15 protein-coding genes and 1 pseudogene are annotated in these 21,553 nt (G+C 71.8%); 9 read left to right on the top strand and 7 right to left on the bottom strand.

Annotated elements, in window-relative coordinates; genetic code table 11:
- Positions 1 to 105 precede the first annotated feature (105 nt).
- Positions 106 to 411 (top strand): ferredoxin, encoded by a 306-nt coding sequence (locus CCN35_RS02425; RefSeq protein ID WP_086791360.1) that lies wholly within the window; start codon positions 106 to 108, stop codon positions 409 to 411.
- A 57-nt stretch (positions 412 to 468) separates the two neighbouring features.
- Here the strand turns inward: CCN35_RS02425 and CCN35_RS02420 are convergent, their stop codons facing one another.
- The 3 genes from CCN35_RS02420 to CCN35_RS02410 all read right to left on the bottom strand — a co-directional run bounded on the left by CCN35_RS02420 (position 469) and on the right by CCN35_RS02410 (position 3,859).
- Positions 469 to 1,035 carry a hypothetical protein gene (locus CCN35_RS02420; protein WP_067394872.1) on the bottom strand — a complete coding sequence of 189 codons (567 nt, stop codon included), beginning with the start codon at positions 1,033 to 1,035 and terminating at the stop codon, positions 469 to 471.
- A gap of 224 nt (positions 1,036 to 1,259) precedes the next feature.
- The gene (locus CCN35_RS02415; RefSeq protein WP_067394870.1) at positions 1,260 to 2,159 is read right to left on the bottom strand and encodes a tRNA (adenine-N1)-methyltransferase; all 900 of its coding nucleotides are present in this window, start codon (positions 2,157 to 2,159) and stop codon (positions 1,260 to 1,262) included.
- 140 nt (positions 2,160 to 2,299) lie between these two features.
- Positions 2,300 to 3,859 carry a site-2 protease family protein gene (locus CCN35_RS02410; protein ID WP_067394867.1) on the bottom strand — a complete coding sequence of 520 codons (1,560 nt, stop codon included), beginning with the start codon at positions 3,857 to 3,859 and terminating at the stop codon, positions 2,300 to 2,302.
- A 295-nt stretch (positions 3,860 to 4,154) separates the two neighbouring features.
- Between CCN35_RS02410 and CCN35_RS02405 the strand changes: the two genes are divergently transcribed.
- Entirely contained in the window at positions 4,155 to 5,135 is a 981-nt protein-coding gene (locus CCN35_RS02405) for a RecB family exonuclease (RefSeq protein WP_067394863.1), read from the top strand.
- A gap of 14 nt (positions 5,136 to 5,149) precedes the next feature.
- Positions 5,150 to 5,821 (top strand): response regulator, encoded by a 672-nt coding sequence (locus CCN35_RS02400; protein WP_067394860.1) that lies wholly within the window; start codon positions 5,150 to 5,152, stop codon positions 5,819 to 5,821.
- Between the two features lie 257 nt (positions 5,822 to 6,078).
- On the opposite strand, the gene CCN35_RS02395 is transcribed toward CCN35_RS02400, so the two are convergent.
- The 3 genes from CCN35_RS02395 to metH form a co-directional block, all read right to left on the bottom strand.
- Positions 6,079 to 7,689, bottom strand: coding sequence for an ABC transporter substrate-binding protein (locus CCN35_RS02395; RefSeq protein ID WP_067394857.1), 1,611 nt, complete (start codon positions 7,687 to 7,689; stop codon positions 6,079 to 6,081).
- 418 nt (positions 7,690 to 8,107) lie between these two features.
- Complete coding sequence (locus tag CCN35_RS02390) at positions 8,108 to 8,851, bottom strand: HAD family hydrolase (RefSeq protein WP_067394854.1); 744 nt, start codon at positions 8,849 to 8,851, stop codon at positions 8,108 to 8,110.
- A 292-nt stretch (positions 8,852 to 9,143) separates the two neighbouring features.
- Positions 9,144 to 12,656 (bottom strand): methionine synthase, encoded by a 3,513-nt coding sequence (metH, locus tag CCN35_RS02385; RefSeq protein ID WP_067394850.1) that lies wholly within the window; start codon positions 12,654 to 12,656, stop codon positions 9,144 to 9,146.
- A gap of 318 nt (positions 12,657 to 12,974) precedes the next feature.
- Here metH and CCN35_RS02380 point away from each other — a divergent pair, with 318 nt between their 5' ends.
- The 6 genes and pseudogenes from CCN35_RS02380 to CCN35_RS02355 all read left to right on the top strand — a co-directional run bounded on the left by CCN35_RS02380 (position 12,975) and on the right by CCN35_RS02355 (position 20,220).
- Positions 12,975 to 13,739, top strand: a complete 765-nt coding sequence (locus CCN35_RS02380; protein ID WP_067394848.1) for an IclR family transcriptional regulator — start codon at positions 12,975 to 12,977, stop codon at positions 13,737 to 13,739.
- A 343-nt stretch (positions 13,740 to 14,082) separates the two neighbouring features.
- Positions 14,083 to 14,877 (top strand): MIP/aquaporin family protein, encoded by a 795-nt coding sequence (locus CCN35_RS02375; RefSeq protein ID WP_086791357.1) that lies wholly within the window; start codon positions 14,083 to 14,085, stop codon positions 14,875 to 14,877.
- Positions 14,878 to 15,001: 124 nt separating this feature from the next.
- Positions 15,002 to 16,537, top strand: a complete 1,536-nt coding sequence (glpK, locus tag CCN35_RS02370) for a glycerol kinase GlpK (protein WP_086791359.1) — start codon at positions 15,002 to 15,004, stop codon at positions 16,535 to 16,537.
- Positions 16,538 to 16,545: 8 nt separating this feature from the next.
- Complete coding sequence (locus CCN35_RS02365) at positions 16,546 to 18,162, top strand: glycerol-3-phosphate dehydrogenase/oxidase (protein WP_067394842.1); 1,617 nt, start codon at positions 16,546 to 16,548, stop codon at positions 18,160 to 18,162.
- 181 nt (positions 18,163 to 18,343) lie between these two features.
- A pseudogene (locus tag CCN35_RS02360) lies at positions 18,344 to 19,012 on the top strand (FadR/GntR family transcriptional regulator); the annotation flags it as partial.
- A 167-nt stretch (positions 19,013 to 19,179) separates the two neighbouring features.
- Positions 19,180 to 20,220, top strand: a complete 1,041-nt coding sequence (locus CCN35_RS02355) for a PAC2 family protein (RefSeq protein WP_067394839.1) — start codon at positions 19,180 to 19,182, stop codon at positions 20,218 to 20,220.
- Between the two features lie 71 nt (positions 20,221 to 20,291).
- On the opposite strand, the gene mshC is transcribed toward CCN35_RS02355, so the two are convergent.
- Positions 20,292 to 21,521, bottom strand: a complete 1,230-nt coding sequence (gene mshC / locus CCN35_RS02350; RefSeq protein WP_086791355.1) for a cysteine--1-D-myo-inosityl 2-amino-2-deoxy-alpha-D-glucopyranoside ligase — start codon at positions 21,519 to 21,521, stop codon at positions 20,292 to 20,294.
- Positions 21,522 to 21,553 lie beyond the last annotated feature (32 nt).

Genomic DNA, 21,553 nt, shown 5'->3' with positions numbered 1-21,553 from the left:
CCCACCGAACACGAATGGAAAGCCGCCCGATGTAAGGTCGAGTTGTTCAACACCCGTCGGAGCTGGCCGGATTCCCGCGCGGCTCGGCGCGACACGGCAGGAGAGATGGACGTACGGCAGCGGATCCCGGGCGACGGCGGGGAACTGGAGGTCTGGATCGACCGGGATCTGTGCACCGGCGACGGCATCTGCGCCCAGTACGCGCCGGAGGTGTTCGAGCTGGACGTCGACGGTCTGGCGTACGTGAAGAACGCCGACGACGAGCTCCTGCGGGACAGAGGGGCGGCAACCCCGGTGCCGCTGCCGCTTCTCACGGACGTGGTGGACTCGACGAAGGAGTGCCCGGGCGCGTGCATCCATGTGCGTCGCGTTTCGGACAAGGTGGAACTGTACGGACCTGACGCGGAGTGACCGCGTCCGCGCGATCCGTGATCATCGCCGGCCCGTCCGCGGCCCCGGGGCCCGCGGTCAGACGCCGCGCGCCCCGGCGGGCGTGGAGCGGACGAACACGCCGTCGCGCCACTGCCACTTCACGCTCTCCTCGAGGTCGGGGCAGCAATTGGGCACCTCGGGCGAGGAGTAGCCGAGCAGGGTGGCGGTGACGGCCCCCTCACGGACGGCGAAGTCCGTGACCGTGTACCGGTCCTTGGTGTCGACGAGGGTGGCCACCACGCGGGGCGCGGCGTCCTCGGCGCCCCGGGTGATGACGTAGACGGCGTCGGGCGGAGTGCCCATGGAGGCGTCGCAGTGCACGACGGCGACGGTCTCGGGTCTGCCGTCCTTGTCGAGGTCCCCGGAGGCCTCCTTCGCCACCACGGCCTTCACGGGGCCGCACTCGAGCGGAAACGTCACGCCTGCGGTGCCGGGAGCGGCCACGGGGGCGGGCTTCGCACGGGGGCCGTCCGGCTGGGCGGCGGTGGCGGACTGCACGGCCGAGGAGAGGGCCACCACTGCGGAGACCGCGGTGGCGGTGGCCACCCAGTGGATGGGACGGGTCTGCGTGTGGGCCAGTTCCGGAACGGCGGATTGCTGCACGAGGAGCGTCTCCTGCGAGGACTGTGCCGGGTGGGGGTGGCCAGCATCGTGCCACACGTCACAGTGCGGGGGAACGGCGGGGTGGGTCCTCGTACGGGCCGCACCGCGGCGGGTGCGGCGGTGCGGTGGCGCCGGGTCAAGACGAGGGCGCCGTGGCCGAGTTCCCGGTTGGCGTCGGCAACTCGGCCACGGCGCCCGTGCGTTGTCGGCCGGCAGGTGCCGTGTCAGCGGGCGCCCCCGCCGGCGTTGGGGCCCTCGTAGTCCTCGCCGTAGGCGCCCTTGGCGGGCCGGCGGCGGCGCATGGGCGGCTCGACGCCGTCCGCGAGGCGGCGGGCGGTGAGCAGGAAGCCGGTGTGGCCGATCATGCGGTGGTCGGGACGGACCGCCAGGCCCTCGATGTGCCAGGTGCGGATCATCGTCTCCCAGGCGGTCGGCTCGTTGAAGCAGCCGGTCTCGCGGATGGACTCCACGGTCCTCGCCAGCTGGGTGGTGGTGGCGACGTAGCAGCACAGGATGCCGCCGGGGACGAGCGCCTTGGAGACGGCCTCCAGGCACTCCCAGGGGGCGAGCATGTCGAGGATGACCCGGTCGACGTCGGTGTCGGACAGGTTGTCCTGGAGGTCGCCCACGGTGAGCTGCCAGGCGGGGTGCGGACCGCCGAAGTAGCGCTCGACGTTGGCCCGGGCGATCTCGGCGAAGTCGGCGCGGCGCTCGTAGCTGTGCAGCATGCCCTGGTCGCCGACGGCGCGCAGCAGGAAGGTGCTGAGCGAGCCGGAGCCGACGCCGGCCTCCACGACGCGGGCGCCGGGGAAGATGTCGGCGAAGGCGAGGATCTGCCCCGCGTCCTTGGGGTAGACGACGGCTGCCCCGCGGGGCATGGACAGGACGTAGTCGGGGAGCAGGGGACGCAGCGCGAGGTAGGCGACATTGCCGCTGGTGCGGACAACGGTGCCCTCGGGTGCGCCGATCAGTTCGTCGTGCGGGAAGGACCCCTTGTGGGTGTGGAAGCTCTTCCCGGCCTCGAGCGTGAACGTGTAGTGGCGGCCCTTGGGGTCGGTCAGCTGTACCTGGTCCCCGACCTTGAAAGGCCCGCGGCGGCGGGCGGCACCGGTCGGTTCGGACATGCGACCAGCCTACCTGCCCCGAACCGGCCCCCCGACCACGCGGAGGCGGCCGGGCCCGGGGCGCCGCCCGGGTCCCGCCGCGGGCCGGGCGGCACCGCCCGCCGGAGCCGGACCGGCCCGGGCGCCCTCCCCGGCGCCCCTCAGGAGGAGGCCGAGGGACGGGCCATGGCCTTGACGAAGGCCTGCTCCACGTCGGCCGCGGAGAGCACGCCGTAGATCTCGCCGGTCTCCTCCACGACGAGATATTCGGTGGCCGGGGTGGCGCGCAGGGCGTCCAGGAGCTCCTCCCCGGCGAGTTCGGCGGAGACGCGCATGCCGTCGGTGAGCCTCTGGGCGAGGTCGCTGGCGTTGACCCAGGGGCGGCGGTGTTCGGGGACGCCCGCGATGGCGGACTCGCGGACCAGGGAGATGGGCTCGCCGTGGCCGTCGACGACGACCAGGGCACGGGCACCGGCGGCGTTGGCGCGGCGCAGGGCCTCGGCGAGGGAGGTGTCGGTCTCGATCGGGACGGCGCGGCGGGTGAGGGTGCGGGCGCGCAGCGAGGGGAGGTGTTCGCGCAGCCGGGCCATGCGCAGGCTGTTGCCGGCGCCGGTCCAGATGATCGCGGCGAGGATGGCGGCGAGCAGGGCGTTGGTGATGGTGCCGGCGGTGTCCTCGGTGGCGCCGGCGCCGGGCCGGGTGACCAGGGGCAGGCCGATCAGGACGGCGACGGCGAGCGCGCGGCCGACCCAGGCGGCGGCGACCGTGCCGCTCATGGGCCTGCCGGTGATCTTCCAGACGACGGCGCGGAGCATCCGGCCGCCGTCGAGGGGCAGGCCGGGCAGCAGGTTGAAGGCGGCGACGATGAGGTTGGAGATCATCAGGCCGGCCAGCAGGACGCCGGGGACCGTGCCGGGTTCGAAGAGCCGCAGGGCGAGATAGAAGACGCCGGCGAGGACCAGGGAGAGCAGCGGGCCGACGAAGGCGAGGACGAACTCGCGGCCGGGGGTCTCGGCCTCCTTCTCGATCTCCGAGACACCGCCGAAGAACTGCAGCTGGATGCGGCGGACCGGCAGCTTGAAGCGGAGGGCCGCGAGGGTGTGGGCGAGCTCGTGGACGAGGACGGAGGCGTAGAAGGCGACCGCGAAGAACAGGGACACCAGGTAGCGGGCGGCTCCGAGCTCGGGCAGGACGCGGTCGAGCTGGCCGCCGAACACCCAGGTGATCAGCGCGGCCACCAGGAACCAGCTGGGTGCCACGTACACGGGCACCCCGAAGGGCCGTCCCATGAGCAGGCCGCCCCCGGGCTCCTTCGGCCGTGCGGGCGGAGGCGTCTGCCCGGAGCGTGCGAAGGCGCGGTCCGGGTGGGTGTCGCCGGAGGGGCGCGGGCGCTCCTCGAGGCTCCGCGCGGGCTCCCCGGCACCGGGGGCCCCGCCGGGTCCCCGCTCCTGCTCGTCCCCGGCACGCGGGGCCGCATCGGCGCCGCCCGGGCGGGTCTGCTCCGCCGGGGCCCCGGCCGGGCCGTCCTGGGACGTCCCGGGCGTGGGCTCCGCGGGCTCGCCGGAGTCCTGCCCGCCCGCCTTCCCCGCGGCCTCGGCGTCCCGGGACGGGGTGGCGCCGGAGTGCGGGGAGCCGGGAGGCGGTGCCCCCGGGCCGGTGCGGCGCTCGGCCGACTCGTCGTTGCCGGAACGCGGCTGCCCGCTCCCGCCGCTCACGTCCACGGTGTCCCCTCGTTCGAAGCACGTCTTCCGCACCTGTCGGCCGGAAGGTCTCGGATCGATGGTATGCGGCCGTGGCGGATGGTTCCGCCCAGCACCCCTGTGTTGCCCCTGGCGCACGGCGTTTCCCCACCGCTCCTCCCTGCGGCCTTCCCGCCGCTGCCCCCCTCCGCGGCTCGTTTTCCCGCCGCTTTCCGCCGCTTCCCTCTTCCTCCCGCTGCTTCCTTCTGCTTCTCTGCGCATCTCCTCACGGCCCGTGACCGGTGGCCGTCGGTGGCGGGCCGTAGGGTGGTGCGTCATGGAGACGAGCAGGGAGGGCGAGGCGGTCGCCCGCGACAGCGGCCCGGTGCCGACGGCACCGGCACACGGGGCGGCTCCGCCGGCGGCGGCCGCGACGGTGACGGACACGGACCCGGGGACGGCTCCCCGTCCCGCCGCACCGCCCTCCTCCCTGTCCCCCTCCCGGGCCGCGGACTTCATGCAGTGCCCGCTGCTGTACCGGTTCCGGGTGATCGACCGGCTGCCCGAGAAGCCGAACGAGGCGGCGACGAAGGGCACGCTGGTGCACGCCGTGCTCGAGCGACTGTTCGACTCCCCGGCCGCCGAGCGGACCGCGCCGCGGGCGAAGGCGATGGTCCCGGGGCAGTGGGAGCGGCTGCTCGAGACCAGGCCGGAGGTGGCGGAGCTGTTCGCCGACGACCCGGACGGCGAGCGGCTGGCCCGCTGGCTGGCGGAGGCGGAGCAGCTCGTGGAGCGCTGGTTCACGCTGGAGGACCCGACACGGCTCGAGCCGGCCGAGCGGGAGCTGTTCGTGGAGGCGGAGCTGGACTCGGGGCTCAGGCTGCGCGGGATCATCGACCGGGTGGACGTGGCGCCCACGGGCGAGGTGCGGATCGTCGACTACAAGACGGGCCGGGCGCCCCGCCCCGAGTACGCCGAGGACGCGCTGTTCCAGATGAAGTTCTACGCCCTGGTGGTGTGGCGGCTGAAGAAGATCGTGCCCCGGCGGCTGCAGCTCGTCTATCTCGGCAGCGGTGACGTGCTGACGTACGACCCGGTCCCCGCCGATCTGGAGCGGGTGGAGCGCAAGCTGCTGGCGCTGTGGGAGGCGATCCGGCGGGCCACCGAGACCGGTGACTGGCGGCCGCGTCCCACGAAGCTGTGCGGCTGGTGCGAGCACCGGGCCCACTGCCCGGAGTTCGGCGGCACTCCTCCGCCCTACCCGTTGCCCCTGGGACGAATCCCGGCGCCGGAGCAGGGCAGAATGGGCGCGGACTAGCGAAGGAGACTCACGTGGCCATCCGCGTCCTACTGGTCGACGACCAGCCGCTGCTGCGCACCGGATTCCGGATGATCCTGGAGGCCGAGCAGGACATCGCGGTCGTGGGCGAGGCCGGAGACGGTCAGCAGGCTCTGGACCAGGTGCGGGCCCTGCAGCCCGATGTGGTGCTGATGGACATCCGCATGCCGCGGATGGACGGCGTGGAGGCGACCCGGCGGATCACCGGTTCGGAGCGGAGCGGTCCGGTGAAGGTGCTGGTGCTGACCACCTTCGACCTCGACGAGTACGTGGTGGAGGCGCTGCGCGCCGGGGCGAGCGGCTTTCTCCTCAAGGACGCGCCCGCGGGCGAACTGGTGCAGGCGATCCGGGTGGTCGCGGCCGGCGAGGCGATGCTGGCGCCGAGCATCACACGCCGGCTGCTGGACAAGTACGCCACGCATCTGCCCTCCGGCGAGGAGTCGGTGCCGGAGACCCTGAGCACCCTCACCGACCGCGAGATCGAGGTGCTGAAGCTGGTGGCGCGCGGGCTGTCGAACGCGGAGATCGCCGCCGATCTGTTCGTCAGCGAGACGACCGTGAAGACCCATGTCGGGCATGTGCTGACCAAGCTGGGCCTGCGCGACCGCGTGCAGGCCGCGGTGTACGCGTACGAGAGCGGTCTGGTGCGCCCCGGCTCCCCGTAGGAGTCCCGGCGAGAGTCCCGCGCGCCACGGGCCCTGCGGGAACCCCGCGCGACGCGAAAGCGCCCTCTCCCGAAGGACCGGGAGAGGGCGCTTTGCGCGAGGTGAGCGGCCGGGTGACGGAGGATCGGCTCCTTTCCCCGCACCGCCGGGCGGGGCCGGCTTCGTCGGCGCGTGCGCCCCGCCTGGGGGTTGTCGGCCCGCGACCGCCGTGTCCGGTGCCGGGCCCGGCCCTGGACGGCAGGGCCGGGGAGAAGACCTCAGCTGCTGCCGCCGGTGCCGCGGCCGAGCTCCCACAGCTGGAGCGTCGCGGAGGAGTTGAGGGCGTACGCGGTGCCCGTGACGGTGTTGCGGGCGGCGACGTACTGCTTGCCCTGCCACAGCGGCAGCACCGGGACGTCCTCGGCGACGATGTCCTGAATCCGGGTCAGGCTGGAGGAGGCGGAGAGGCGGTCGGCCTGCCGGCGGGACTGCGGGATCAGGTTGTTGCGGATCTCGCTGTTGGCGTACGGGCTGCCGAGGGTGTTGCCCTTGTCGAGGAACGGGGCCAGGTAGTTGTCGGCGTCCGGGAAGTCCGGGAACCAGCCCATGCCGTAGACGTCGTACTTGCCCTTCTGCCCGGCCGGACGGTAGGTGGACCAGGGGGTCCCCTTGATGTCGACGTCGAACAGGCCGCTGGCGTTGAGCTGCTGCTTGAGGACCTCGAACTCCTTCTTGGTGGCCGGGCCGTAGTGGTCGGTCGTGTAATGCAGCGTCAGCTTCACCGGGGTGCTGACACCGGCCTTGGTCAGCACGTTGCGGGCCTTGTCCACGCTCGGGTCGCCGTACTTGTTGAAGAAGGAGTTGGAGTGGCCGGTGATGGTGGCCGGGACGATCGAGTACAGCGGCTCGGCCTGGGTGCCGTAGACCTCGGAGACGAGCTCGGTGCGGTTGATGATCTGGGCCATGGCCTCGCGCACGGCCTTGTTCTTCACCGACTCGGCCTCGGTGTTGAAGCCCAGGAAGCGGATCTCCAGACCGGGCGTCTCGACGACGTCGATGTCGTCCTTGGAGTCGCTGGAGAGCTCGCGGATCTGCTCGGGCGACATGGTGCGCGTCATGACATCGATGTCGCCCTCCTTCAGCGCCTTGCCCATGGAGTCGGCGTCGTGGAAGGTGCGCAGCTCCACCTTGTTGTTGTTGAGCTTCAACGTCCCCTTGTAGTGGGGGTTCTTGGTGAAGACGAGCTTGACCGCCTCGTCGTTCTGGACCTCGGCCTTCATGGTGTAGGGGCCGGAGCCGTCCAGTTCGAAGCCTTCGCGCAGCTCGCCCTTCTCGTACTTCTTGGGGTTGACGATGCCCGCGACGGGGGTCGACAGCTTGTACGGGAAGGTGGCGTCGGCGGTGTTGAGGTGGAAGATGACCTCGCGGTCGCCCTTGGTCTCCACGGTGTCGACGGTGGACAGCAGGCCCGCCACGCCGCTGTCGGCATTGATGCGCAGGGCGCGGTCGATGGAGAACTTCACGTCCTCCGCGGTGACGGGGGTGCCGTCGGCGAACTTCAGACCTTTGCGCAACGTGCAGGCGTAACGCTCGTTGCCGGTGTCGGTGAAGCCGCACTCCTCGGCCGCCTCGGGGACGGGGTCGCCGTCGCCCTTGGGCTGGATCATCAGGGTCTGCACGGTCTGACGCAGGATGTTCCAGGTGCCGACGTCGTAGGCGTACGCCGGATCGACGGGGGCGGGGGCATCCTTCGAGGCGGTGAACCGGTCCGTGGTGCCGACGACGATGGCGTCGCCGCTCTCGCTGCCGCTGTCGGAACTGCCGCACGCGGCGAGTACCGGCGCCAGCAGACCGACCACGGCCGGCAGCACCAAATTCTTGCGGTTCATGCTCGAGTTTCTCCAGAGCTGTCAAGTCCGTGTACCCGGCATGCAAGGGGTGTTGCTACGGATCACGGGATAGGGCCGATGTTCTCGCAATGAGATTAGTCGTCCTTCGCAGTGGGGTTCACAGCCGCACAGTTGAGTTCCCATCACACAGCGGAACCGGGCGCGGACGTTCCGAAAACCCGCGACCGGAAGGATTCGTGCAGGATCTCACCAATCGGGACACATGGACGTGCCCATGACCCCCGAAAAGGGGGGAGCAGCGCACCTCAAACCCCTTGTCGACCGCCCAAGAGGTGGGGAACGTCACATGAACCGCCGGGGGCGGGGCCGTCGAAATTCAGCCGTCCCACGGGGCGGAAATTTCCCCGGACGCCCCTCGCAAGGCTTTTCCCGGAGGATTTGCACGCTGGGTGAACGGTCAGCGCATTTCTGTCATCAGACCGCGCAGAAATGACAGGTTCACGTCTTCCAGGGAGGAAACGACGGCGCGCCGGGGAGCCGGGGCGATGGGGGCGACGGAGGGCACGGCGACCACCTGGCAGCCGGCGGCCTCCGCCGCGGCGACTCCGGTCGCGGTGTCCTCGATCGCCGCGCACCGGGCCGGGTCCACGCCCAGTCCGACGGCGGCCAGCAGATAGGGGTCGGGGTGGGGCTTGGTGCGGGAGACCTCGTCGCCGGCCACGGACAGGGCGAAGTGATGGGAGCCCAGCGTGTCCAGGACGCGGTCGATGATGCGGCGGTGGGAGGCCGAGACCAGGGCGGTGGGGATCCTGTGCGCGGACAGCTCGGCCAGCAGCCGTTCGGCGCCGGGCATCAGCGGCAGCGAGCCGTTGATACGCGCCTCGAAGGCCTCGTTCAGCAGCGCGGTGACCTCCTCGAGGGTGACGGCGGCGCCGGTGGCCTCGATCAGGAAGCCGGCGCTGCGGGTCATGGGTCCGCCGACCACGACGTGTCTCCAGGACTCGTCGAGGGTGTGTCCGAGCGAGGCGAAGACCTCCACCTCCACGTCCCACCAGAAGCCCTCGGTGTCCACCAGGGTGCCGTCCATGTCGAGGAGCACGGCCTGCAGTTCCGGTCCGTCGACGGCCGTGGGGGTCTTCCCGGTCCGGACGGGGCCGAGGGTCCGGGAGAGGGGGCCGGGTGCGGGAACGGTACTGGTCATCCGACATGCCTCCTTGAGGGACAAGCAGGCCGGTTCCCCGCGGGGAACCGGCCTGCAACGGACCGACCAGTGTACGACGCTCCCGGTCGAAACGCGCTGCAACGGAACGCCGCGACGCCCCGGGGAACGGCCTGCCCGTTCACGTCCGCGGGCCCGGGAGGCCGCCCGGCCGGGGCGCGCCGGGACACGGCGGAAGCGAGCCGGAAAGGGCCGGGACAGGCCGGAACAGGCCGGAACAGGCCGGGACGGGCCGGGACGGGGCCCGGCCGGGAACGGGCCGCGGACGGAGGCGTCAGCGGGCGTTGAAGTACTTGGCCTCCGGATGGTGGATCACGATCGCGTCGGTGGACTGCTCGGGGTGGAGCTGGAACTCCTCCGACAGGTGGACACCGATGCGCTCCGGCCGGAGCAGGTCGGCGATCTTGGCGCGGTCCTCCAGGTCGGGGCAGGCGCCGTAGCCGAGGGAGAAGCGGGCACCGCGGTACTTCAGGTCGAACATGCCCTGGATCTCGTCCGGGTCCTCGTGCGCGAAGCCCAGCTCGGCGCGGACGCGCGCGTGCCAGTACTCGGCCAGGGCCTCGGTCAGCTGCACGGACAGGCCGTGCAGCTCCAGGTAGTCGCGGTAGGCGTCGGCCGCGAACAGGCGGGCGGTCTCCTCGCCGATCCTCGAGCCGACGGTGACCACCTGGAAGCCCACCACGTCCGTCTCGCCCGACTCCTCCGGGCGGAAGAAGTCGGCCAGGCACAGCCGCCGGCCCCGGCGCTGGCGCGGGAAGGTGAACCGGGTGCGCTCGTTGCCCTCCTCGTCCAGGACGATCAGGTCGTCGTCCTTGGAGACGCAGGGGAAGTAGCCGTAGACCACCGCGGCCTCGAGCAGGTTGTCCGTCTGCAGCCGGTCCAGCAGGCCGCGCAGCCGGGGGCGGCCCTCGGTCTCGACCAGTTCCTCGTACGTCGGCCCGTCGCCGGTGCGGGCCTGCTTCAGCCCCCACTGGCCCTTGAACAGCGCGTTCTCGTCCAGCCAGGACGCGTACTCCTTGAGCTGGATGCCCTTGACCACCCGGGTGCCCCAGAACGGCGGGGCCGGGACCGGGTTGTCCGTGGCGACGTCCGAGCGGACGTGCCCCTCCTCCGGGAGCCGGTCGGTCTCCACCGCCGACGCCCGCACCCGGCGCCGCCGGAGTTCCGGCAGCTTCGCCCCCGGCACGCCCCGCTTGACGCCGATCAGCGCGTCCATCAGCTTCAGGCCCTCGAAGGCGTCCCGGGCGTAGCGGACCTCGCCCTCGTACAGCTCGTACAGGTCCTGCTCGACGTACGCCCTGGTCAGAGCCGCTCCGCCGAGGATCACCGGGTAGGTCGTCGCCAGACCGCGGGCGTTGAGCTCCTCCAGGTTTTCCTTCATGACCACCGTGGACTTCACCAGCAGCCCGGACATGCCGATCACATCGGCCCTGTGCTTCTCGGCGGCCTCCAGGATCGCCGAGACCGGCTGCTTGATGCCCAGGTTGATCACGTTGTAGCCGTTGTTGGACAGGATGATGTCGACGAGGTTCTTGCCGATGTCGTGCACGTCGCCGCGCACGGTGGCCAGCACGATCGTGCCCTTGCCGGCCTCGTCGGTCTTCTCCATGTGCGGCTCGAGGTGGGCGACGGCCGCCTTCATCACCTCGGCGGACTGCAGCACGAACGGCAGCTGCATCCGTCCGGAGCCGAACAGGTCGCCGACCACCTTCATGCCGTCCAGCAGGGTGTCGTTGACGATGTCCAGGGCCTTGCGGGTCCTCAGGGCCTCGTCCAGGTCCTGCTCCAGGCCGTTGCGCTCGCCGTCGATGATCCGCCGCTTCAGCCGTTCCTCCAGCGGCAGCGCGGCCAGCTCCTCCGCCTTGCTCGCCTTCAGCGACTTCGCCGTGGTGCCCTCGAACAGCTGCATCAGCTTCTGCAGCGGGTCGTAGCCCTCGGACCTGCGGTCGTAGATCAGGTCCAGGGCCGTGCGCACCTGCTCCTCGTCGAAGCGGGAGATCGGCAGGATCTTGGCGGCGTGCACGATCGCCGAGTCCAGGCCCGCCTTGACGCACTCGTCCAGGAAGACGGAGTTCAGCAGGATCCGGGCGGCCGGGTTCAGGCCGAAGGAGATGTTGGACAGGCCGAGGGTGGTCTGCACGCGCGGGTGCCGCCGCTTCAGCTCGCGGATGGCCTCGATGGTGGCCATGCCGTCCTTGCGGGACTCCTCCTGGCCGGTGCAGATGGTGAAGGTCAGGCAGTCGATGAGGATGTCCTCCTCACGGATGCCCCAGTTGCCGGTCAGGTCGGCGATCAGCCGCTCGGCGATCTCCACCTTCTTCTCGGCGGTCCGGGCCTGGCCCTCCTCGTCGATGGTCAGCGCGATCAGCGCCGCGCCGTGCTCGCGGGCCAGCGCGGTGATCCGCGCGAACCGCGACTCCGGGCCGTCGCCGTCCTCGTAGTTCACCGAGTTGATCACCGCACGGCCGCCCAGCATCTCCAGGCCGGCCCGGATGACGTCGACCTCGGTGGAGTCCAGCACGATCGGCAGCGTCGACGCGGTGGCCAGACGGCCGGCCAGCTCCCGCATGTCCGCGACGCCGTCCCGGCCGACGTAGTCCACGCACAGGTCGAGCATGTGCGCGCCCTCGCGGATCTGCTCCCGTGCCATCTCCACGCAGTCGTCCCAGCGGCCCTCCAGCATGGCCTCGCGGAACTTCTTCGACCCGTTGGCGTTCGTCCGCTCGCCGATCGCCAGGTAGGAGGTGTCCTGCCGGAACGGGACGCTCTGGTACAGGGAGGCCGCACCCGGCTCGGGGCGCGGGTCGCGCCGTGCCGGCGTCAGGTCCCGCACCCGCTCCACCACCTGGCGCAGATGCTCCGGCGTCGTGCCGCAGCAGCCGCCCACCAGGGACAGGCCGTAGTCACGGACGAAGTGCCCCTGGGCGTCCGCCAGCTCCGGCGCGGTCAGCGGGTAGTGCGCCCCGTCCTTGGTGAGGACGGGCAGCCCGGCGTTCGGCATGCAGGACAGCGGGACGCGCGCGTGCCGGGACAGGTAGCGCAGATGCTCGCTCATCTCGGCCGGGCCGGTCGCGCAGTTGAGGCCGATCATGTCGATGCCCAGCGGCTCCAGCGCGGTGAGCGCCGCGCCGATCTCCGAGCCGAGCAGCATCGTCCCGGTGGTCTCCACGGTCACCGACACGATCAGCGGCACCTCGTGGCCGGCGGCCCCCATCGCGCGGCGGGCGGCGATCACCGCGGCCTTGGTCTGCAGCAGATCCTGCGTGGTCTCCACCAGCAGGGCGTCCGCGCCGCCCGCGAGCAGGCCCTCGGCGTTCTGCTGGTAGGCGTCGCGGAGGGCGGTGAACGTGGTGTGCCCGAGGGTGGGCAGCTTGGTGCCGGGGCCCATCGAGCCGAGGACCCAGCGGGGCCGGCCGTCCCGGCCGGTGAACTCGTCCGCCGTCTCGCGGGCTATCCGGGCGCCCGCCTCGGACAGCTCGGCGATGCGGTGGGCGATGTCGTACTCGGCCAGGGCGGTGAGGTTGGCGCCGAAGGTGTTGGTCTCCACGCAGTCCACGCCCACCTCCAGGTAGGCGGCGTGGACCGAGCGGACGATGTCCGGCCGGGTGAGGTTGAGGATCTCGTTGCAGCCCTCGAGGTTCTGGAAGTCCTCGAGCGTCGGCTCCTGGGCCTGGAGCATGGTTCCCATCGCTCCGTCGGCGACCACCACACGGGTGGCGAGTGCTTCGCGGAGAGCGGCCACGCGGGCCTGGGCGTCGGCGGAAGAGGTCAGCGGCAACGAGGCCATGAAGAGGCTCCCTCGGGTGCGACGGCTGTCGGCTTTGCGCCCCTTCCCCGGAGGCGGAGCGCCGGGTTCCTGGGAACGGGGCGCACAGCTCCCCGAGGGGGCGCACGTCGTCAGCCTAGCCGGGACCGGACCCCGGCGAACCGGGCGTCCACCAAGCGGACGAGGATGGCCGGCGGGTCATCCTGGGGAGCGGGCCGTGCAACAGGCATCGGCCACCCATTGGCAGTGAGTCGGCATGGACCGGTAGTGTTCGGCATTGCCGAACGGGCGGCGCGGGAGTCGTCCGCCGACGGTCGGAGGGACGGAGGCAGGACGGCGATGGCACGGAACATCCAGTCGCTCGAGCGGGCGGCCGCGATGCTGCGACTGCTGGCGGGCGGCGAGCGGCGGCTGGGCCTGTCGGACATCGCCTCCGCGCTGGGCCTCGCCAAGGGCACCGCCCACGGCATACTGCGCACCCTGCAGCAGGAGGGCTTCGTCGAGCAGGACGAGGCCTCCGGACGCTATCAGCTGGGCGCGGAGCTGCTGCGCCTGGGCACCACCTATCTCGATGTGCACGAGCTGCGGGCGCGCGCCCTGGTCTGGACGGACGACCTGGCCCGCTCCAGCGGGGAGAGCGTCTACCTGGGCGTGCTGCACCACCACGGCGTGCTGATCGTGCACCACGTCTTCCGCCCCGACGACAGCCGGCAGGTGCTGGAGATCGGTGCGATGCAGCCGCTGCACTCCACGGCCCTGGGCAAGGTGCTGTCGGCCTACGACCCCGTGGCGCACAGCGAGGCGGTCGAGGCCGACCGCAAGGCGTTCACGGACCGCACCGTGTGCGACCTGGAGGGCTTCGAGCGCATCCTCGACCTCACACGCGCACGGGGCTACGCCTCCGACGTGGAGGAGACCTGGGAGGGCGTGGCCTCCATCGCCGCCCCCATCCACGACCGGCGGCGGATGCCGGTCGGCGCGGTCGGCATCACCGGCGCCGTGGAGCGGGTGTGCCCCCGGGGCGAGCTGCGCCCCGAGCTCATCGCGGCGGTGCGGGACTGCGCCCGTGCCGTCTCGCGGGACCTGGGCGCCCGGCGGTTCTGAGCGTCGTACCCCCGTCCCTGCCGGACCCGACCCCGCCGGACTCCGTGCCGGCGCCTCTCGCACAGGCCGGTGCGCCGCGGCGCGCCGGCCTGTCGCATGTCCGCGGCGGGCCCTGTCACTCCCGTCTCATAACGATCACATTTTCGACAGCAGAACCCTTGACGCCCGCCTGACGGCAGGGCGAGACTCCCGTCCAACGGTCGGCATTGTCGAACATCTTTTGGCAATACGCGCTAGAGTGCGACAACGCCAGGGCCGGTCATCGCTCTCATCCCCCGAGGGCGCCAGAGCCCGTGGGATCCGGGGTCGGCTCCCCCGGACGAAGGACGTGAAGGAGTCTCGGGTGTCCAGCTCCGACATCTTCATCGGCGAGACCATCGGTACCGCCGTACTCATCCTGCTCGGCGGCGGGGTCTGCGCCGCCGTGACCCTGAAGGCCTCCAAGGCCCGCAACGCCGGCTGGCTCGCCATCGCCTTCGGGTGGGGCTTTGCCGTGATGACGGCGGTGTACGTCTCGGGCCCGGTCTCCGGTGCCCACCTCAACCCGGCCGTGACGCTCGCCCTCGCCATCAGCAACGGCGGCTGGGCGGACGTTCCCGTCTATGTCGCCGGCCAGCTGCTCGGCGCCATGATCGGCGCGGCCCTGGTCTGGGTCGCCTACTACGGCCAGTTCCGGGCCCACCTCACCGACCGGGAGATCGTCGGCGGTCCGGGCGCCCAGGCCACCGCCGCCCAGGCGGTCGAGGCCCGGGAGAAGGGCGCCGGCCCGGTCCTCGGCATCTTCTCCACCGGTCCCGAGATCCGCAACGCGGTGCAGAACCTCGCCACCGAGATCGTCGGCACGGCCGTGCTGATCCTCGCGGTCCTCACCCAGGGCCTGAACGACCAGGGCAACGGCCTCGGCGTCCTCGGGGGCCTGATCACCGCGCTCGTCGTCGTCTCCATCGGTCTGTCCCTCGGCGGCCCCACGGGCTACGCGATCAACCCCGCCCGCGACCTCGGCCCCCGCATCGTCCACGCCCTGCTCCCCCTGCCCAACAAGGGCGGCTCCGACTGGAGCTACGCCTGGGTGCCGGTGGTCGGCCCGCTCATCGGCGGCGCCGTCGCCGCGGGCCTGCACAACGTGGCCTTCGCCTGATGAGCCCGGCACTCCCCTCCTTCCTCCCCTTCAGCCCGCTTCGTCGCACCGCACTCGCCCCGACCACCGCCCCATCGACCACGGACCCCAGGAGCACACAGTGACCGACGCCCGTCCCGCCGGCATCGCATCCCACGGCCAGGGACCGTTCATCGCGGCCATCGACCAGGGCACCACCTCCTCCCGCTGCATCGTCTTCGACCGGGACGGACGGATCGTCTCCGTCGACCAGAAGGAGCACGAGCAGATCTTCCCCAGGCCGGGCTGGGTCGAACACGACGCCACCGAGATCTGGGCCAACGTCCAGGAGGTCGTCGCCGGAGCCATCCGGAAGGCCGGCATCACCCGCGACGGCATCAAGGCCATCGGCATCACCAACCAGCGCGAGACCACCGTGCTGTGGGACAGGAACACCGGTGAGCCCGTCCACAACGCCATCGTCTGGCAGGACACCCGCACCGACGCCCTGTGCAAGGAACTCGGCCGCAATGTCGGCCAGGACCGCTTCCGCCGCGAGACCGGCCTTCCCCTCGCCTCCTACTTCGCCGGCCCCAAGGTCCGCTGGCTGCTCGACAACGTCGAGGGCCTGCGCGAGCGCGCCGAGGCGGGCGACCTGCTCTTCGGCACCATGGACACCTGGGTCGTCTGGAACCTGACGGGCGGCCCGAACGGCGGCAGACACGTCACCGACGTCACCAACGCCTCCCGCACCCTGCTGATGAACCTCCACACCATGGAGTGGGACCCGAGGATCTGCCAGTCGATCGGCGTGCCGCCGCAGATCCTGCCCGAGATCCGCTCCTCCGCCGAGGTCTACGGCGAGATCAGGGGCGGCAGGCTGGGCGAGCTGCTCGGCGGCATCCCGGTCGCCTCCGCCCTCGGCGACCAGCAGGCGGCCCTGTTCGGCCAGACCTGCTTCTCGGAGGGCGAGGCCAAGTCGACGTACGGCACCGGCACCTTCATGGTGATGAACACCGGTGACAGGATCATCAACTCCTACAGCGGGCTGCTGACCACCGTCGGCTACCGGATCGGCGACGACAAGCCGGTCTACGCCCTGGAGGGCTCGATCGCCGTCACCGGCTCACTGGTGCAGTGGATGCGCGACCAGATGGGCCTGATCTCCACCGCCGCCGAGATCGAGACGCTGGCGCTCTCGGTCGAGGACAACGGCGGCGCCTACTTCGTGCCGGCCTTCTCCGGCCTGTTCGCCCCGTACTGGCGCTCCGACGCCCGCGGTGTGATCGCCGGCCTGACCCGGTACGTCACCAAGGCGCACCTCGCGCGCGCCGTCCTGGAGGCCACCGCCTGGCAGACGCGGGAGATCGCCGACGCCATGACCAAGGACTCCGGGGTGGAGCTCACCGCCCTCAAGGTCGACGGCGGCATGACCTCCAACAACCTGCTGATGCAGACCCTGGCGGACTTCCTGGACGCCCCCGTGGTGCGCCCGATGGTCGCCGAGACCACCTGCCTCGGCGCCGCCTACGCCGCCGGTCTCGCCGTCGGCTTCTGGAACAGCACCGACGACCTGCGCGCCAACTGGCGCCGGGCCGCCGAGTGGACCCCCCGTATGGACGCGGAGACCCGCGACCGCGAGTACAGGAACTGGCTCAAGGCCGTCGAACGGACCATGGGCTGGCTCGAGAACGAGGAGTAGAAACCGCGATGACCAGTCGGTCCACCCTGCAGACCGTACCTGCCCTGGGGACGCGCCCGGCCCACGGCCCGAATCCGAGCCGCGCCGAGACCCGGGAGCAGCTCTCCAAGGCGACGTACGACCTCCTCGTGATCGGCGGCGGCATCCTGGGCATCTCCACCGCCTGGCACGCCGCGCAGTCCGGTCTCAGGGTGGCTCTGGTCGACGCCGGCGACTTCGCCGGCGCCACCTCCTCCGCCTCCTCCAAGCTGCTCCACGGCGGTCTGCGCTATCTGCAGACGGGTGCGGTGAAGCTGGTGGCGGAGAACCACTTCGAGCGCCGTGCGGTCTCCCGCCAGGTGGCCCCCCACCTGACGAATCCGCTCACCTTCTACCTCCCCGTGTACAAGGGCGGGCCGCACGGCGCGGCGAAGCTCGGGGCCGGTGTGTTCGCCTACTCCGCGCTGTCCGCCTTCGGCGACGGCGTGGGCCGTCTGCTCAGCCCGGCGAAGGCCGTGCGGGACGTGCCCGAGCTGCGCACCGAGAACCTCAAGGCCGTGGCCGTCTACGGCGACGCCCAGATGAACGACGCGCGCCTGGCGCTGATGACGGTCCGCGCGGCCGTCGAGTCGGGCGCGGTCGTCCTCAACCACGCCGAGGTGACCGGGCTGCGCTTCACCCGGGGCCGGGTCACCGGCGCGGAGCTGAAGGACCGGATCTCCGGCGACGAGTTCGGGGTGAACGCCCGGCTGGTGCTGAACGCGACCGGACCGTGGGTGGACCGTCTGCGCAGGATGGAGGACCCGAACGCGGCGCCGTCCATCCGTCTGTCCAAGGGCGCGCACCTGGTCCTCAAGCGCACCTCGCCGTGGCGGGCGGCGCTGGCCACCCCGATCGACAAGTACCGCATCACCTTCGCCCTCCCCTGGGAGGACATGCTGCTGCTCGGCACGACCGACGAGGAGTACGAGGGCGATCCGGCGAAGGTCGCGGTCAACGACAAGGACGTCGCCCAGATACTCGACGAGGCCTCGTTCTCCCTGCGCGACCAGCAGCTCGACCGCGGCCTGATCACCTACGCCTTCGCCGGTCTGCGGGTGCTGCCGGGCGGGCCCGGCGACACCGCCAAGGCCAGGCGCGAGACGGTGGTGACCGAGGGCAGGGGCGGCATGCTGTCGGTGGCGGGCGGCAAGTGGACGACCTTCCGGCACATCGGCCGCACGGTGATGAAGAAGCTCCAGACGCTGCCGGGCGCCCCGCTGGGCGAGGACTTCGAGCCGGTCTCCTCGCTGCCGAAGAAGCTGCCGCTGCCGGGCATCTCCCACCCGCGCGCGGTCGCCCACCGGCTGCTGGCGGACCGTCCGGCGCCCGGTCCGCGCATGGCCGCCGACACCGCCCGGCACCTGGCCACCCACTACGGGTCGCTGGCCTTCGACATCGCCCGGCTGGCGAACGAGAACCCGGAGCTGGGCGAGCGGATCCACCCGGACGCCCCGGAGATCTGGGCGCAGGTCGTCTGGGCCCGCGACCACGAGTGGGCCGAGACCCCGGAGGACGTGCTGCGCCGGCGGACGACGCTGACCATCCGCGGTCTGGCCACGGACGAGATCCGGGCGAAGGTGCGGAAGCTGCTCGAGGCGAAGTGACCGCCGGCGGGGCGGCGGCCGGCTCCCGGCGCACGGGGACCGGCCCGCCGCCCCGCCGTCCCGTCTTCCTCTCCCCCGGCGTCCCCGTCGTCCTCCTTGCCCGCAACGCCTGTCTTGTCCTTCTTCCGCGCCCCCATAATGTGCTCAGACATCCGATGTCTGAGCGACCGGGAGGCCCGGCATGGCGGTGACCGACGAGGCGATCGAGAAGATCAAGAACATGATCGTCTCCGGCGTGCTGCGCCCCGGCGACCGGCTGCCCAAGGAGAGCGAACTCGCCGCGGAACTGGGCCTGTCGCGCAACTCCCTGCGGGAGGCGGTGCGCGCGCTGTCGCTGATCCGGATCCTGGACGTGCGGCAGGGGGACGGCACCTACGTCACCAGCCTGGACCCGCACCTGCTGCTGGAGGCCGTGGGCTTCGTCGCCGACTTCCACCGCGACGAGACGGCGCCGGAGTTCCTGGCGGTGCGCCGCATCCTGGAACCGGCCGCGACCGCGATGGCGGCCACGCGTCTCGACGAGAGGCAACTGGACGCGCTCGAGGCCCGGCTGGACGCGCTCGGCGACGCGCCCCCGGTGGAGGAGCTGGTCGCCTGCGACCTGGAGTTCCACCGGGGCATCGCGCAGGGCTCGGGCAACCCGGTGCTCTGCTCCCTGCTCGACGTGCTGTCCGGGCCCGCCGCCCGGACCCGGATCTGGCGCGTCGTGCTCCAGGAGGGCGCGGTGGCCCGCACCCTGCACGAGCACCGCGCGATTCTCGGGGCGCTGCGCGACCGGGACGCGGAGGCGGCGCGCTCCTGGGCGACCGTGCACATCGCGAGCGCCGAGCAGCGGCTGCGCCGCGCTCTTCGCTGCGACGGCGCTCCTGTCCGCTTCGACGGCGCTCCCGGGGTGTTCGCTCACGGGGAACGGGGCAGTCATCCGTTCACTCCCCCGTGCAAGGGGGCTGCGAGCGTCACCGCCGTACGCCGTAAGGTTGGTGGGTCAGGCGAGGGCACGTCGGAAGGAGGCACTGGGTGATCGAGCTCGAGGGGGTTCCCGAGCTGATCGACCCGGTCATGGTGGCCGCGTTCGAGGGCTGGAACGATGCCGGCGACGCCGCCTCCGCCGCGGTCGCGCACCTGAACAGGGAGTGGAAGGGCGAGGTGTTCGCGGCGCTGGACGCCGAGGACTACTACGACTTCCAGGTGAACCGCCCCACGGTGTTCATCGACGGCGGCACCCGCAGGATCACCTGGCCGACGACGAGGCTGTCGGTGGTCCGGGCCGAGGGGGACAAGCCGCGCGACCTGGTGCTGGTCCACGGCATCGAGCCGTCCATGCGCTGGCGCTCGTTCTGCAACGAGCTGCTCGGCTTCGCCCATGAACTCGGCGTGGAGCTGGTGGTCCTCCTGGGAGCGCTGCTCGGCGACACCCCCCACACCCGTCCGGTGCCGATCAGCGGGACCACGTCGGATCCGGATCTGGCCCGTCGGATGGATCTGGAGGAGAGCAAGTACGAGGGGCCGACGGGCATCGTGGGCGTGCTGCAGGAGGCCTGCACGCACGCCGGTGTCCCGGCGGTCTCGCTGTGGGCGGCGGTGCCGCACTACGTCTCGCAGCCGCCGAACCCGAAGGCCACCCTGGCCCTGCTCAACCGGCTGGAGGACCTGCTCGACCTGCGCATTCCGCTGGGCGAGCTGCCGGAGGACGCACGGGCGTGGCAGGTCGGGGTGGACCAGCTCGCCGCCGAGGACAGCGAGGTCGCGGAGTACGTGCAGACGCTGGAGGAGGCCCGGGACACCGCGGAGCTGCCCGAGGCGTCGGGCGAGGCGATCGCCCGCGAGTTCGAGCGGTATCTGCGGCGCCGGGACCGCAGCGGCGCATCGGGCGGGTCCACCGCGGCGGACGGCGCCGAGGGCGGCTCGTACCGGCGGGAGGGGCCCGGAGGCCGTGCACGGCCGTCGGGGCCGGGGACCGGCGCCGTGGACGGCACGGATGCCGAAGGCGGCGCGGAGGACACCGGCGGCACGGACGACAAGGGCGGTAAGGACGGCACGGACTCGTCGGAGGAGTGAACGGCCCGGGGGCGGTGCGCATCGCGCGCACCGCCCCCTTCCGGCGTCCGATGCGGTGTCCGGCGCCCGGCTCAGAGAGCCACGCCCAGCAGGGCGTCCACGGCGCGCGAGACCAGGCCGGGGGCGCCGGTGTCGTCGCCTCCCCGCTCCTGCTGGAGGGCCACCCAGCGGTCGACCGCGGCGAGCGCCGCGGGGGCGTTCAGATCGTCCGCGAGGGCCTCGCGGATCTCCTCGAGCAGCGCGTCGGCGGGCGGGCCGTCGGGCCGGGAGACGGCCGAGCGCCAGCGGCCCAGACGGGCCACGGCGTCCTGGAGGACCTGGTCGGTCCACTCCCAGTCGGAGCGGTAGTGGTGGGCGAGGAGGGCGAGCCGGATGGCGGCCGGGTCCACGCCGTCGCGCCGCAGCTGCGACACGAAGACCAGATTGCCCTTGGACTTGGACATCTTCTCGCCGTCGAGGGCGACCATGCCGGCGTGCACATAGGCCTTGGCCATCGGGAACTCGCCGGTGAGCACCTGGGCGTGCGAGGCGCCCATCTCGTGGTGCGGGAAGGCGAGGTCGGAGCCTCCGCCCTGGATGTCGAAGCCCATGCCGAGGTGCTTCAGGGCGATCGCCACGCACTCGATGTGCCAGCCGGGCCGGCCCCGGCCGAGGGAGCCGCCGTCCCAGCTGGGCTCCCCGTCCCGGGCGGCCAGCCACAGGACCGGGTCGAGGGGGTTCTTCTTGCCGGGACGGTCGGGGTCGCCGCCCCGCTCGGCGGACAGCAGACGCATCGTTTCGGCGTCCAGGTGGGAGACCTTGCCGAAATGGGGGTCGGACTCGACGGAGAAGTACACGTCCCCCTCGAGCTCGTACGCCGCGCCCAGGTCCCGCAGCCGCTCGACCAGCGGGACGATGCCGGGTATCGCCTCCACGGCGCCGACGTAGTGCCGGGGCGGCAGCATGCGCAGAGCGGTCATGTCCTCACGGAACAGGGCCGTCTCCCGCTCGGCCAGCCGCACCCAGTCGACGTTGTCGCGCTGGGCCCGCTCCAGCAGGGGATCGTCGACGTCGGTCACGTTCTGGACGTAGTGGACCTGCCGCTTGGTGTCGAGCCACACGCGCTGCACGAGGTCGAACGCGTTGTAGGTCGCCGCGTGCCCCATGTGGGTCGCGTCGTACGGGGTGATGCCGCAGACGTAGATGCGGGCGACGGGACCGGGCTGGAGGGTGACCAGGCCCCCGGTCGCGGTGTCGTGGATCCTCAGGTCGCGGCCCCGGCCCGGCAGGGCGGGGACCTCGGAAGCGGGCCAGGCATGCATGTCATGAGCGTAACCGGACCGCGGTCCCGTAC

The organism is Streptomyces thermovulgaris (genome assembly GCF_002155915.1).
GTDB classification, from domain to species: Bacteria; Actinomycetota; Actinomycetes; order Streptomycetales; family Streptomycetaceae; genus Streptomyces; species Streptomyces thermovulgaris.
This window is presented reverse-complemented; position numbering and strand designations above follow the sequence as displayed.